At 52.6% G+C, this 14,150-nt stretch carries 12 protein-coding genes; 7 read left to right on the top strand and 5 right to left on the bottom strand.

What is annotated here, in order from left to right; genetic code table 11:
* The 5 genes from JNJ77_13490 to JNJ77_13470 all read left to right on the top strand — a co-directional run.
* Positions 1-180 (top strand): transposase (locus tag JNJ77_13490; protein ID MBL8823597.1); only part of this gene is annotated, 180 nt, incomplete at its 5' end.
* A 134-nt stretch (positions 181-314) separates the two neighbouring features.
* A complete protein-coding gene (locus tag JNJ77_13485; GenBank protein MBL8823596.1) occupies positions 315-2,339 on the top strand; it encodes an amino acid transporter in 2,025 nt (674 codons plus the stop codon).
* 2 nt (positions 2,340-2,341) lie between these two features.
* Positions 2,342-3,331 (top strand): UDP-glucose 4-epimerase GalE, encoded by a 990-nt coding sequence (galE, locus tag JNJ77_13480; protein ID MBL8823595.1) that lies wholly within the window; start codon positions 2,342-2,344, stop codon positions 3,329-3,331.
* Positions 3,332-3,447: 116 nt separating this feature from the next.
* Positions 3,448-4,632, top strand: coding sequence for a PAS domain S-box protein (locus tag JNJ77_13475; GenBank protein ID MBL8823594.1), 1,185 nt, complete (start codon positions 3,448-3,450; stop codon positions 4,630-4,632).
* A gap of 79 nt (positions 4,633-4,711) precedes the next feature.
* Positions 4,712-6,355 (top strand): sigma-70 family RNA polymerase sigma factor, encoded by a 1,644-nt coding sequence (locus JNJ77_13470; GenBank protein MBL8823593.1) that lies wholly within the window; start codon positions 4,712-4,714, stop codon positions 6,353-6,355.
* Positions 6,356-6,509: 154 nt separating this feature from the next.
* On the opposite strand, the gene JNJ77_13465 is transcribed toward JNJ77_13470, so the two are convergent.
* Positions 6,510-8,042, bottom strand: coding sequence for a glycosyltransferase family 39 protein (locus JNJ77_13465; protein MBL8823592.1), 1,533 nt, complete (start codon positions 8,040-8,042; stop codon positions 6,510-6,512).
* Between the two features lie 99 nt (positions 8,043-8,141).
* On the opposite strand from JNJ77_13465, the gene JNJ77_13460 reads away from it, so the two are divergent.
* Together JNJ77_13460 and JNJ77_13455 are read left to right on the top strand one after the other, a co-directional pair.
* Complete coding sequence (locus JNJ77_13460) at positions 8,142-9,278, top strand: aminopeptidase P family protein (protein MBL8823591.1); 1,137 nt, start codon at positions 8,142-8,144, stop codon at positions 9,276-9,278.
* Between the two features lie 3 nt (positions 9,279-9,281).
* Entirely contained in the window at positions 9,282-10,022 is a 741-nt protein-coding gene (locus JNJ77_13455; GenBank protein MBL8823590.1) for a CAAX prenyl protease-related protein, read from the top strand.
* Between the two features lie 44 nt (positions 10,023-10,066).
* Here JNJ77_13455 and JNJ77_13450 read toward each other — a convergent pair whose 3' ends face one another.
* From JNJ77_13450 to waaF, 4 genes are read right to left on the bottom strand one after another with little or no spacing between them, the layout of a single operon-like run.
* Positions 10,067-11,263 carry a glycosyltransferase family 4 protein gene (locus JNJ77_13450; protein MBL8823589.1) on the bottom strand — a complete coding sequence of 399 codons (1,197 nt, stop codon included), beginning with the start codon at positions 11,261-11,263 and terminating at the stop codon, positions 10,067-10,069.
* Between the two features lie 2 nt (positions 11,264-11,265).
* Positions 11,266-12,135, bottom strand: coding sequence for a lipopolysaccharide kinase (locus JNJ77_13445; protein MBL8823588.1), 870 nt, complete (start codon positions 12,133-12,135; stop codon positions 11,266-11,268).
* Positions 12,132-13,025 (bottom strand): phosphotransferase, encoded by an 894-nt coding sequence (locus tag JNJ77_13440; GenBank protein MBL8823587.1) that lies wholly within the window; start codon positions 13,023-13,025, stop codon positions 12,132-12,134. Before JNJ77_13440 ends, JNJ77_13445 begins: the two co-directional genes overlap by 4 nt.
* Entirely contained in the window at positions 13,025-14,110 is a 1,086-nt protein-coding gene (waaF, locus tag JNJ77_13435) for a lipopolysaccharide heptosyltransferase II (protein ID MBL8823586.1), read from the bottom strand. Before waaF ends, JNJ77_13440 begins: the two co-directional genes overlap by 1 nt.
* Positions 14,111-14,150 lie beyond the last annotated feature (40 nt).

Here is a 14,150-nt window from a genome sequence, read left to right as displayed (position 1 = left end):
CTCGCTCGACGCAACACCGAACATGGAAGTGGGTTGGGAATTTACCGCTGGGTCATTGAGCGATCCATCAGTTGGCTACATCAATTTCGACGCTTACGGGTTCGCTATGAACGACGCGATGACATCCACGAAGCGTTCATGCTACTCGGGTGCATCGTCATCTGCGGCTATTTCCTCTAATGTTCTTTTTGTTAGATGCTCTTAATATACTAATGTCTATGAACGCTTCTGTAGAAACACCAGGTTCATCTGGTGCTCATCCCATTCATGCCCCTCAGGCGCATAAACCCCACCAGAGTTTCTGGCTGTGGGTAATGTGTCTCACTGGTGTCGATTATTTCAGTACGCTGGGTTACCAGCCATCAATTGCAGTAGAAGCTGCTGGTGTGCTGGCGCCGCTGGCTACCTTGATTCTGGTGCTCGTCACCCTATTCGGTGCGCTACCTGTTTACATTTATGTGGCCAAACATTCGCCGCATGGGCAGGGTTCCATCGGAATGCTTGAGAAACTGGTCAAGGGCTGGTGGGGCAAAACGTTTGTGCTGGTCATGCTCGGATTTGCCGCAACAGATTACGTCATCACCAAAACATTATCTGCAGCGGATGCTGCCGAGCATATTGTTTCCAACCCCATCTTTTTCAGGGATCAACCGGTACCGGAAGGTTTAAGTCAGCAGGAGAAGCAGGAGTTTGAGAAAGATCAGAAAAAGCAACATGAGAAATGGCAGATTGGCATCACGATCGGTCTACTGATCGCTTTGGGGGCCATGTTCCTGCGTGGATTTCGCGAAGTCATTGGTGTGGCGATCGTGATTGTGGGTATCTATCTGCTGCTGAGCGGTATCATCATTGGATCCGGCCTTGTCTATCTGCTCAATCACCCTGAGTATTTCCGGCTATGGTGGGAGCATGTGCAGACAGGAACCTGGCATCTGCATGAAACGCCTTTTCGTTCGACTGAAGTCTGGGGAATCATAGCGATCGCGATTCTGTTGTTTCCCAAGCTGGCGTTGGGCCTTTCCGGTTTTGAAACGGGTGTAGCAGTGATGGGGCATGTTAAAGGCGATGCAACTGATACCGTGGAAAAGCCAACGGGAAGAATACGCAACACACGCAAGCTGTTGATCACCGCAGCGGCCATCATGTCGATTGCGTTGCTAAGCTCATCGCTGGTGGTAGCCATGCTGATTCCGCCTGGCGAACTGGTGTATGCCCGGGCAGATGGATCGATCATCGATCCTGTCACGCAGAAGGAAATAACATTACATGAAGCAAAACTGTCTGTGAAGAAGCCTGCTGCCAAGGATCGCGCGTTGGCTTACATTGCTCATGCTGAAGGGGAAACGGGGAAGATTAATCCACTGTTTGGAAATGTGTTCGGGACGATCTACGACATCAGCACGGTGATCATCCTGTGGTTTGCAGGGGCGAGTGCTATGGCTGGGCTGTTGAACCTTGTGCCACAATATTTGCCTCGTTATGGCATGGCGCCGGAGTGGACACGAGCAGCCCGCTGGCTGGTGGTTTTGTTCACGGGTGTCAATGTCGTGGTCACTATTCTGTTCAAGGCAAACGTGGATGATCAGGGCGGTGCGTATGCCACGGGCGTATTGATGCTGATCACCAGCGCCTGCGTGGCCACGGTGATTGGCAAGTATCGACAGGCTACGGGAACATGGCTGCAGAGACTCTCCATTCCCTATACGCTCGTGATGTTGGTCTTTGTTTACACCACGATTGCCAACATCATTGAAAAGCCATCGGGTATCAAGATTGCGTTTTTCTTCATTGTTGCCATCGTTCTGACATCGCTGCTATCACGTGTGGTGAGGTCACGCGAGCTCCGCTTTATCGGCTTCGATTTTGCGAATGATCAATCCAGGTTTTTATGGGAAAGCATTCGTGCATCGGAGTGGCCTATTCTGGTGCCACATCGTCCAGGCCGACGCAGTCTTGAAGAGAAGGAAAAGATGATACGCCGGGAGCATCGTCTGCCTGAGAATATGCCCATTTTGTTTATTGAAGTAGAACTGCATGATGCGAGTGATTTTTATCAGCAGCCCGTTCTGGAAGTGTTAAGCGAAGAAGGCCGGTATATGCTGAAAATCACTCGCTCAGCTTCGATCGCACATACGCTGGCAGCGGTGGTTCTGGAACTGGCCAAGGTCGGTAAGCCTCCGGAAATTCATTTTGGATGGACGGAAGAATCACCGGTAGCAGGCATGATCGGCTTCCTGCTGTTTGGTGAAGGTAATGTGCCGTGGATGGTGCATGAATTGATCAGCGAAGCTGAGCCTGACCCAGCTAAGCGGCCTGCTGTCATGGTTGGGGGAGTATAAGTATGCGTCTTCTGGTAACAGGTGGTGCAGGATACATTGGCAGTCATGCGGTCAGGCTGTTTCTCGAACATGGACATGATGTCTGGGTTTACGATAATCTGTCGTTTGGCCATGCAGCTGCGGTGCCTGGGGATAGATTAGTTGTTGCTGATCTGGCAGAGCGTGAGAGGCTCATTGCAGTTTTGCGTGAGAAGAAGATCGAAGCGGTAGTTCACTTTGCCGCGTTTGCCTATGTAGGCGAATCGGTGGAACATCCCTTCAAATATTATCGCAACAATGTAGCGAATACACTTATCCTGCTGGAAGCCATGCAGGCCTGTCAGGTTCAGAAATTGGTGTTCTCCAGTACCTGTGCCACTTATGGAACTCCGTTTGAAATACCCATTACGGAAGCCACTCCGCAACAGCCTATCAATCCCTATGGTCGAACCAAGCTGATGATTGAGTGGGCTCTTGCTGATGCAGCACATGCATACGGCTTGGGTTATGCAGCGTTGCGATACTTCAATGCAGCGGGGGCTCATCCAGATGGGGACATTGGCGAAGACCATAGCCCGGAATCGCATTTGATTCCGCTGATCCTGCAAACAGTTTTGGGGCAAAGGCAGGCAATTCACGTCTTTGGAACCGATTACCCTACGCCAGATGGTACCTGCGTTCGGGATTACATTCATGTGGTGGACTTGGCGGAGGCACATTTGCGTGCCCTGTCAGCCATTACTCCGGGCAAGGGGCTTTGTTTGAATCTGGGAACAGGTCAGGGGCATAGTGTTCGCGAGGTTATCAAAGTCTGCAGCGAAGTGACTGGATGCCTGGTCAATGTGGTCGAAGGTTCACGTCGTGCAGGCGACCCAGCGATTCTGGTGGCCAGTGCTGCGCTGGCTCAAAGCAGACTTGGGTGGAAACCTCGATTGGGAAGTCTGTATGAGATTGTCGAAACAGCCTGGAAATGGCACCGTAGCCATCCGCATGGCTTTGATGACAGGCGTTGAAATAGTAGTGGAAGTATCAAAATTTCTGGATTTTTGCTGATTCTTTAAAATTGCTTGTTTAATTATTGTGCAAAAGTGCAACAATGCACTGACCTCACAAAGATTACACAGTGATAATGCTCGCGCAAATACCTACGTTCTGGAATGATGGTCGATTTCTTCTGGTCAGTATCGCTGCATTGACCATAGTTCTGATGGTTTGGGCCACTTGGCTGCGTGCACGATTGATGAAGCAAGCCAGTCAGCAGAAAGCACAACAAGAGCATGATCGTCAGCAGGAACATTTCTACGCTGAACTGGTTGAGCATGCCAGTGATGTCATTTTTCGGCTGGATCGCGTTGGCACCATCCTGGCAATCAATAAAGCTGGTGCCGAACTGCTGGGTTACAAAAAAGAAGAGTTGATTGGTAAGAATCTCAGCGACTTTGCTCAGACAGGCAGCAGCGATTCGCTTTCGCTGGATGGCAGCAAAGAATATGTTCGAGGCAACCTGGTGCTGATGGATAAGGATCAGCAGCAGGTTCATCTGGAAATGAGCTTGCGGCGTGATCGCGTGGAAGGCAAAACTGTCTGTGTTGAAGTGATTGCCCGCAATGTTACGGAGCGACGGCGTTTCGAGGCTCAGCTGCGGCAAAGTGAACGCATGCAGGCCATGGGACTCCTGGCAGGTGGCGTCGCACATGATTTCAATAATTATCTGACGGTCATTCTGAACTTCGCTGACCTGGCATTGGAAGCAGAGACATCAGAAGATATCAAACAGATGCTGGTGGAGATTCGCAAGGCAGGGTTGATAGCATCGGAGATGTCACGACACATGCTGGATTTCAGCCGTCGCCAAATGCAGCCTCCTCAGAAATTGAGATTGAATACGGTCATTACCGATTTGCAGCGCATGCTGCACAGTGCCTTGGGTAAAAAGATCGAACTGAAGCTGCAGCTTACCACCGGGTTGCCTGAGATAAGGGCAGATGTCGGTTCGGTGGAACAGGTGCTGATGAACCTAGTGCTCAATGCCCGGGATGCAATAGCCGACTCAGGTAGAGTCACCATTCGGTCGCTGCCTGATCCTGCTAATCAGCGCGTACTGATGGAAATAACTGATACCGGTTCTGGCATGGATGAAGCGACGCAGGCCAATCTGTTTCAACCCTTCTTCACTACCAAGGATGCAGCCAAGGGCACTGGCCTGGGATTGGCATCCGTCCAGCGAATCATGCTGAAACTCGGTGGAAGCATTCATGTTGATAGCAAGGTAGGAGAGGGCACCACTTTCCGCTTGTCATTTCCGGTAGCCTGACGAAAAAAATAGAATAAAGTGGCGCGCGCCGTAAAGTTCATGATGCACTTTCCCTATTAGAGCAGAAGGAAGGTGTTGTATGGCAGCATGGGGCAATATTCTTCGTCGTGTACAGTATCAGACTGAATTGGATTCAGTTTCTGATGGTGCACTCTTGCAACAGTTTGTTCAACAAAGATCATCCAGTGCGTTTGAAACGCTGGTGCGTCGGCATGGCACTCTCGTCTGGCGGCAATGCCAAAGAGAATTGATGGAGCCTGCTGATGCAGAAGATGTGCTGCAGGCAACGTTCTTGCTATTGGCCCAGCGTGCAGCCCAGCTCAGGAAGCCTGACAGTGTTGCAGGCTGGCTGGTAGGTGTTGCCCGTCGGTTAGCGCGGAGATTAGCCATGCAGCAACGCAAACGAAGAGAGAAACTGGCTCAGATTTCCCGACAACCATCGGCTGCCTGCAGAGAAGAGTTATTAAAAGGATGGTGGCAGGAAGAGAAGAGATTCCTGTCACCTGAATATCAATCGGTCATTGATCTATGCCTGATTCAAGGGCTTTCGCGTGATGAGGCAGCTTTGCACTTGAACCAGTCCCCTGCTGCTGTTCATGGGCTACTCTACCGAGCCAGGTTAAAATTGAAGAAACAACTGCTACAGCATGGAACTGCAGGTGGTGCCGTCCTCATGGGTACCCAGGTGAGTGGTGTGATGATTAACCGCCTGGCACCAGAGATTGCCCGTCAGGCAGTCGGGTTGCTGCAATCGGGTGCATCGACTGCAACAGCTGTTTCACCCGTGATTGCAACTTTGCTGACGACCCGGAAACCGATTGGCTGGATTATTTCATCGTTGCTGGCGGGTGCATTGCTTGCTGGAGGGGTAGGCTGGTGGGCTCTTGCTTCGGGCTATCATCTGGCCAAGGTGCAGCCGATAGTAGCTTCGGTAACAGAAAACAACATTTCAGCTGCGTCTCCAACTGCTGCTACAGTTCCAGAGATTTCGCCCTGGAGACAGGCAACTCAGCAGGGGCAAAGTCAGCAGCAGCAACAAGTAGATTCCAACGATATACCGACGCAGGCCCCACCCCCGCCAAGACAAAATGCGGAGATACCCATGCCTCAGCAGTTGGCGAATTCACCGCAGCAAGGCAAAGGTGCTCCGTACACTCTACCTGAAATTCCCGTGCCGCCTGCTGATCGGGTTCCCTCTGCCAGTGAACGTACTACGCTGGCAAAGAATGTTGTTTCCTCGTCGGGAAGTATGCAGATTGGCATGGTTCCCTTGCTGCCTCGGCCAGTCAAGCAGCAGTTTGATGGGAAGACGCTGCTGGTCAGTCTTATTTTGTGTGAACAGGAATTTCGGGATTGTACCGAGAAAGCTCCGAAGGTGGAATTTCCACCCAATGTGCAGGTGATGCGAGATCCATCGTGGGATGGGAGCATGTTTCAAATCGACTGGAACAAGGAAGCCATGCTGGTGGTGACAGTGCTGGAGCCAACCAACTGCGTGACATTGTCTCCGTTGGAGAAATGCTGGATTGCACCCGATAAGAATGGAGTAGCCCACCTTCTGCTCAACTATGATGGCAAGCCACCAGAGTCTGAGAAATGGAATTACAAAAACTATCCCTACGTGATGTTGAAGGTGCAACGAAAAGATTTGAAGCAGGTGGCAGTCACGGTCTGGCGTACGGGGAATAAGCCTGATGCCGTAGCGACGGTGCCTGAGAAGTAATGTCTAGTGGGCGATTAAGATGCAATCGGTATGCAAGATGGGTGCCATTGTTTCGCTGTACTCAGCGTAACAATGCCAAGTTGTCTGCCACGTTTACGCTGCACGGTTACGTCGAGTACGACGAAACCGTGGCACCCATCTCGAGTGTCAATAGTTACCGTGCCAGTTGTACCAAGAAGATCGGTTCGCATTGAGCATTAAGGAGAGGTGTTTCATGCTTTATTTGGGAAGCTAATTCTGTAGGCCAACTGGCACATTCTGCGGCGGTTAGCAAGCAATATGTAGGTATTATGCCATCCCACTCTCGCAGCCTGATGACTTCTCTGCCATAGTGAAACATCAGGCATTCATCTTTGAGTTTTGAGATGTAGAGTGTTGCAGTAATCGGAATGGCCTGCTGGAGTTTGAATGCTTGTTCATCGAGTGAAGGCCTTTTGGCAAATCGAGCGGGAATCAGCACTTCAACGTGAACGATTTTGATCACACACCAGACAGCCAGGGCCAGCATCAGTGCGCGTAATGGTTTCTGCTGCATCCAGGATGGCAGTGCAGCAGCCTGGAAGAGTCGGCAAAGTGCCAGCACACCCAACAGTGTCCAGGCGGGAACCAGTGAAAAACTCTGCCTGATGTTGTGGTCTGGAAAGAAGGTCATCATCAAGGTGCCTGCCAATGCCCAACACCAGAGGGAGCGGTCGATCATCACTTGCATCGTTACAGGCACCTTAGCATCACGGTGATACAGTTTCCTTCGCCAGGCATGAACCAGGAAGATGGGCCAAGGCAGGCAGATAGCCAGCACCAGAAATGGATGAGCCAACGTTTCCAGAACCAACGTTCGGCTGGCATTCTGTCCATGCAGCACACGGGGTGCGCCTTCTTTCCACAACATGCTTGTAACTTGCGACCAACCCAGTTCGTTGATCACCAAGCCGAGCCAGCTGAATACCACTGCAACACCCAGCAAGGCAGCAAGCAGATGATGCCAGTGGAAGAGTCGCCAGAATTGCCGGTGCCAGAACAGGCAGGGAATAGCCATGGCATAGAAGAACAGAAATCCTGTCCACTTGGTGAGTACGCCACCGGCAACACAGAGCAATGCAGCGCACCACCAGAAGAGTTGCTGGTATGAAGATTGCTTCTGCGACAAGACTTCCATCAGTCGTATAAAGCAGGCCCAGGCGGCCAGTACCCAGAAAATGAGCAGAGTATCAATCTCGGCACTCGATGCCTTTTCGAGCCACATGCCGGTACAGGGGAGTGCCAAAGCAGCCAGCAGTGTAATGGATGGCGAGTAATATCGTCGAAATACAGCCCAGACGACGAGTACTGCGAGCATGCCGGCAAAGGCAGCGGGTAAGCGAGTCGCCCAGACGGTTACTTCGCCATACAGTTGTCCCGTGAGTGCGATGGCCCAATAGAGCATTGGCGGCTTGGTGAGGATCGACTCGCCATACAAACGGGGAATCACCCAGTCGCCTGTGCGGTACATTTCTGCACCGAGCACAGCACGCAAGCCTTCCGTGCGGTAGAGATCACCCTGATGGATGCCATATACGAACAACAGCAACGACCACACTATCAGGAATCCGCACTGCACCGGTGCCAACTGCCACCAGGCTGTTCGCGTCTGAAGTTGTATGGGATAAGCCCAATGTCTGCGTCCGGATATCTCATAGGAAATTGACATAGTGTCTTGCCTGCGGACTTCATCCATGTTCCAGTAGACTGGTGACAGTCGGATTCAGATACTACTTCAATCAGCCAAATTGGAAAAGACAGGTTAGCCATGCTTACTCTGGAAGGTTGTCGAGGGCGTCGCGAGAGGCTTTGGAAGGCTCTGCCTGAACAGGCGGATATTATTCTCATTTACGATCCGCAACATCTCTATTATTTTTGCGGCTACCATCAGTCGCCTTTTGTTTTTCGCAGCAATGATGCTGGTGCGGTGCTGATGCTGCAGCGGGACAGCAAGGCAGTTCTGATTGCAGACAGCATGGTGAAGGGCTTCTGCGATGTGTCGTTTGTCGATGAAGTGGTGGCTCCGCCCTGGTACGATGGGAAGCATTCTGCACCGCATCGGGAAGCCTTGCTGGTCAGTAATGTTCTGGAACGAGTGAAGAAAAGCAAAGCCAGCAGCGTGGCAATCGAGTTTTCCCAGGTGCCTGCCGGTGTGCTGCAGGGTTTGCCAGCCAATAGCAAGGTACAGAATGTGGATGCCATCATTCATGCCATGAAGCGGAGAAAGGATGCTGATGAACTGGAAGTATTGAAAGTATCGATGCGTGCGGGTGAGGCGGGGATGGCTGCTGGCCTGAAAAGCATCAAGCCTGGCATGAGCGAACTGGAGATTTTCTTCCTGGTGCAGAATGCCGCGATGACTGCAACCCGGGGGCAGGCGATTATCTATGGCGATTTTGTCACCGGGCCGCGAACCGAATCGGTAGGCGGGCCGCCTTCGGATCGCAAGGTGCAGTCAGGTGAACTGGTTTTGCTCGATTTCTCGACCATCGTTGGCCAGTACCGTGCTGATTTCGCCAACACGCATATCTGCGATGGCAAAGCCAGTGACCGACAACGGGATATGTATCACGCCTGCATGGAGGCGATACAGGCCGGTGAGAAGAAATTGAAAGCCGGGGCCTTGGCCAAGGATATTGATCGCACCGTTCGCGAGGTGTTTGAGCAAAAGCATCTGAACACCTACTTCCCCCATCATACTGGGCATGGCATAGGCTTGGGACATCCTGAAGCCCCATTTCTGGTGCCTGAAAGTTCTGACACCCTGATGGCAGGCGATGTGCTGACACTGGAGCCGGGGCTTTACATCAAAGGTGTGGGCGGCATGCGGTTCGAACGCAATTATCTGATTACCGATCAGGGCTTTGAACTGCTTTCCAATCATGCGTTGAAGCTGGAGGTTTAACCTGTGTCAGTTCCAGAAACTGCAGAAACATCGTGGAAACCATTCCTGGCGTATGTGTTGCCCTTCCTGTTCTTTGGTGTGTTTACTTCGCTCGAAGGGCTAGAGTCGCTGAAAGGTTATTTCACCCCGATTTATGAGTTCAAGGTTGTCGCGGTGCTGGGTGCCTTGTGGTGGGGGCGCCGATATTATCCAGCCTGGTCGTGGAATGGTGCCGGGCTGGGGCTGCTGGCAGGCATCGTGGGAGGCATCATCTGGATTGTGCTGTGCAAGTGGAACTTTGAACAGTTGGTGTTGCCGGGTATCGTGGCGAAGTTGGCTGAATGGTTCAACATACCTGACCTGGTAGAGTGGATTAAGCCGGCGAGCAGGACAGCTTATCAGCCTTTTGCCGACGGTGCTGATGCAGCAGCGTATGGGTTTCTGCTGATTCGATTGATTGGTATGGTCGTTGCGGTCCCGATCATGGAAGAATTATTCTGGCGTGGGTTTCTTATTCGCATCATTATTGATGAACGCTGGCAACAGGTGCCTCTAGGCAAGTTGACCCGGGCGAGCGTCATCATTGTGACGCTTGCTTTTGTCGCGGTGCATGCTGAATGGACTGCGGCATTAGTCTGGATATTGATGATTCACTGGCTGTACTGGAAGACCAGGAATCTTTGGGCTTGCGTTATCGCCCATGCCGCCAGCAATGCAGTCCTGGCGGGGTACATTCTGGCGTATGAACAATGGCAATTGTGGTAACCCTGTGGGACACGAATGTAACGAAGGAAACGAGTCCCACAAAACTATGAAACTTTACCGGGGCGTGGAAGCAAGACGACCGGACGCTTACGTTTGGATACCTCTTCAAAGATCGCCAGCAAAGCACGGTAGTGATCGGTGAATGTCCAGCGTAACGCGGTTTCGCGTGCTGCACGCGAAAGCACTGAACGATTTTCCGCGTAGCATAGCTTTTCAATATTGCGGGCCATCGCTGCATGATCATGCGGCGTATCAATGGTCAGCGAGGTCATGCAGGCAGGCAATTGTTCCGATCCGCCATTGAGTTTTGTCGTTATCACCGGCAAGCCACATGTCAGCGCTTCCATTGTGACCAGTGCACACGGATCATAAAAGGAAGGATGCACCAGAAAATCTGCTGCAAAGAAGGCTTCACGTACATCAGGCACAAAGCCTAGGAATCTTATTCGCTCGCTGATGCCCAGCCGTGCTGCCATCTTTTCATACCGCTGATACTTCTGGCTACCACAGATGAGCAGCTTGAAGTTGACCGAATCGGGAATGAGTCGGACGGCATGGAGCAGCGGAATCAACCCTTTCAGACGATAGTTGTGCCCGACGAACAAACCGATATGATCTTCCGGATGCAATCGGTTCTGATCGCGTACCTGGGATCGGATGCGGAAGCGATCCTGCGTTGAGAACCGGTCAGCATCGATGGCATTGTGCACGACACGTAGCCGGTCTGTCACTTCGGGATAATACTGGTGTGCATGCTGCTGCACCATGCGACTCGGCACCACGATGGTCGAAGGATAATCATATAGCTGCTTCCGTTCCAGCCTGCGATACGACCAGTGTTTCGGATCGATGGCATGCAACAGGCGGACAAATCCCCGTGCCAGTGGGCTACGATGTTTACGAACATTGTGCTCTGCTGAGGCAATATGAAAGCCACCCTGAGTCATCAGCACATCCTGCCCCCAGGTCTTGATGAAGCCAACCGTGACATCAAAAGTATGTTGCTGCAAGGATTGATAACAGGAACGGGCAAAGGCCCACGGCCTCCAGAATCGCGGACCGGTTGCCACCGGCAACAAGTGATGCATCACCGAATCGGGGAAGGCATCCGTATCGAACTTGCTGGCAAACAGGTGCACTTCGTGATTGTCCTGCGCCAGGCAACGGGCCAGGTCTGCAATGTAAGTTTCACAGCCACCCTGGTGTGGCATCATGCTTTCGTAGCAAAGTGCAATCTTCATGTTTATGCAGCCCTCCCCAATGTGTGTGGGGAAGCAATCTCCAGTTGATTATGCCTGGCGTAGCGGCGTGCCTTGTTCTGAATCAGGTGCCACCAGCTTTTCTCGTGTTCGGTCAGTCGATCAGTCTGCAGATAGTTATGCATGAACTGGCTGCGATCACTCTCCGCAATGCCTGTCACATTCCAGGTAGAGTAGAGAAACTGAGCGAGATCTTTGATCTGCCAGCGCCAGCCTAAGAGCGGATGATGCCCCATGCGATGCAGATCGATGATCGCCAGTGGCCCAGGCACAGATTGGTTCGCAACCGGCATCGTGACATAGAAGTGACACAGGTACAAATCCTTGTGGTATCTGCCGGCCTGATGCAGTTTCCTGCTAATGGCGGCACACTGCTCAAAAACGCTTTGTTTCCAAAGGCTGAAGGTTGCTGCGGGCATGATGGATGAAGCCAGCGGAATAGCCTGGTGCAGTGCCAGCATGCCGGTCAGCTCACGAATGGCCAGATAACTGAGCAATTGGCCTGTTGATGATATCATCTGCCCGGCAGCCAGTGGCTCGGGTACGTGAAATCCATTCTGTATGGCCCACTGCAGGTGATGCCATTCCTGTTGGGCCGGCGACCAGTTGGCCGATGGCTTGATTCTGGCATGTAGTTGTTCACGCCAGGTGAATTTCCAGTGTCGTTTCAGATAGATAGAAAGCTGCGGATGAATGACAATGCGGCCAGTGGAACGTCCCTGCTTGGTGTGAAAATCATCCGAAACAGGCCAATCCATGACTTGTTCAGCATCCGCTTTGTTGACGTGTTGTTTCCACACCGGGCTGGTCTGCTGCCAGACGGATTTAGCGTCGCCCCAGGTTGGCAAACTCATTTGCCCGTCCTGCGGCTGGGCAGTGACATTGCACTGTCAGTCACCCGTGTTGAAATCATATCTGGTACTTTCACCCTGCAATAGGTGACAACCGAAACATCGCCGGAAAGAAGTGAGGTTTCAGCATACATCCGCTGGATGCGTCGTCGCTTGAGCAGCCTGCTGCTTTCTGCAGAAACTACACTGGCAGATTCACGCACCAGGTGCGGATGCACATGGCCATAAGCCCGATGCAGATACGCATGCAGAAACGTCAGCCGTTCTTTAATCGAAACCGCACCCGGATGGAGCGTGGCATCCAGTCGGGCGAGTTCCCGCGAACGCTGCTGCAGGCTCATGGATTTGACACATCGGGTACGCTGAAAATCAACCATCGATACCTGCAGTGTGGGCCGATGAATGAAAATATGCTTGGCATACAAATCGGGATGGGTGAAGCCGGCGTCATGCAGGTCAGCAATCGCGTGCCCCATGTGTCGCAGCACTGCATGTCGTTCTTCCTCCGTTGGCCGGAACGCCAGCCAGGTAGGCAGGTCGAAGGATTCTGCAAAGCCACGAACTACCAGAAATGCCAGGTTCCCCGTTTCGCCCACCGCAATCGGTTCAGGGCATGGTAGGCCCCGTTCACGCAACCGTACAAGAATCTGCCATTCACGCCGAGCTTTGGAGCACCAGCCGAAACCGTTCCACCACGATTCCCACCGGTCGCGTAGTTGCACCGGTTCTTCGCGTTTCAGGAAAATCTGATAGTGATTCAGCGAAATGCGTCGCACCTGTCTGCGTGCATGTCGACCTATGGCAACGCCTTCGCAGCAGGTGAAAAAGTCGCTTTCCCGCCGCAACCCCTGCTGCCAGAAATCTGCTTCATAGCGTGGGTTCAGGTAGAACACTAAGAAGCCCTCCGGCGTTCTGGTTCGGGCAATAGACGCAGTGGCAAAGTTCCGCTCAGCAGTTTCATCGCTGCTGCAAACACCTCTTCAGGCAGCAATTCTTCCATGCAGCGATGATGCTGTTCCCCTTTGAGTGGACACACACGTTGCTGACATGGCCCGCAATCGAGCTCCCGCTGCAGGCAGATTTCTCGTGCATAATAAGTATCCGACCAGGCCTGATGCGTTGGCCCAAACAAGGTCACCACGGGCCGACCGAATGCTGCAGCAAAGTGACGCGGGCCGCTATCGGTCGTGATCAGCAAATCGGCTCGATTGACACATGCCTTGGTCAGCCCCAGCGAGGGCTTCACTTCAGCCAGGCAGTGTACTTCCGACCGGTCGGTAAGCTGAACGATTAACTGAGCAAGATCACGCTCACTGGGGCCGCATAACACTAGCACCTGGGCATCGAGCCGATCCACCATCATGCGGGCCAGACGGGCAAAGTGATGCCCCGGCCAATGCTTCGCTGCGCCAAACGCCGCCCCCGGATTGAGCAGCACGACCGGGCGGTGGATGTTCATATCGAATTTGTTCCAGACCGCATCAGCCTGATGATCATCCGCTGCAGTTACAGTCAGCCGCAAACGATACCCAGGCGGCGGTGTGCCCACATGTTCCGCCAGCCGGTTATATGCTTCGAGCACCGGGCTGGGATGATAGTTGCCATCTTTCCCTAAGAGCGGCTTGATACGATCAGTCAGCATCCATGAACGGCCATCGCGGGCGTAGCCTACCCGACGCTTGCAGCCACCCAGCCAACTGGCTAAACCCGTTCGCCAGGAGTTGGTGAAGAGCAATGCCAGATCGATGGTTTGCCGACGAAGTTGACGTGACAGCCCTGCTATTCCACGGGTCAGCCCCTTGGTTTTGCTGAGTATGGTTTCATCCAGAAATGCAGTGCCGCTCAGTACCTCGGCCACGTAAGGCCGCATGACTCCGATGATGGTATCCTGAGCAAAGTGATTTCTCAGCGCATGAAGGGCGGGCGTGGCCATTACCACATCTCCTATCCAGTTTGGCAAAAACACTGCCAGCTTCATTGCGATTAGTCCTGAGTGCTAAGTGCTGAGTCCTGAGTGC

This window comes from Planctomycetia bacterium (assembly GCA_016795155.1).
Taxonomy (GTDB): domain Bacteria; phylum Planctomycetota; class Planctomycetia; order Gemmatales; family HRBIN36; genus JAEUIE01.
The sequence above is the reverse complement of the archived record's forward strand: the minus strand, read 5'-3'. Positions and strand labels throughout refer to the sequence as shown.

Excerpts from the sequence above, each read along its gene's own strand:
- waaF (MBL8823586.1), bottom strand. The coding sequence starts at position 14,110 with ATGAAGCTGGCAGTGTTTTTGCCAAACTGGATAGGAGATGTGGTAATG.
- JNJ77_13450 (MBL8823589.1), bottom strand. The coding sequence starts at position 11,263 with ATGAAGATTGCACTTTGCTACGAAAGCATGATGCCACACCAGGGTGGC.
- galE (MBL8823595.1), top strand. The coding sequence starts at position 2,342 with ATGCGTCTTCTGGTAACAGGTGGTGCAGGATACATTGGCAGTCATGCG.
- JNJ77_13470 (MBL8823593.1), top strand. The coding sequence starts at position 4,712 with ATGGCAGCATGGGGCAATATTCTTCGTCGTGTACAGTATCAGACTGAA.
- JNJ77_13445 (MBL8823588.1), bottom strand. The coding sequence starts at position 12,135 with ATGAGTTTGCCAACCTGGGGCGACGCTAAATCCGTCTGGCAGCAGACC.
- JNJ77_13475 (MBL8823594.1), top strand. The coding sequence starts at position 3,448 with ATGCTCGCGCAAATACCTACGTTCTGGAATGATGGTCGATTTCTTCTG.
- JNJ77_13460 (MBL8823591.1), top strand. The coding sequence starts at position 8,142 with ATGCTTACTCTGGAAGGTTGTCGAGGGCGTCGCGAGAGGCTTTGGAAG.
- JNJ77_13465 (MBL8823592.1), bottom strand. The coding sequence starts at position 8,042 with ATGTCAATTTCCTATGAGATATCCGGACGCAGACATTGGGCTTATCCC.
- JNJ77_13485 (MBL8823596.1), top strand. The coding sequence starts at position 315 with ATGTGTCTCACTGGTGTCGATTATTTCAGTACGCTGGGTTACCAGCCA.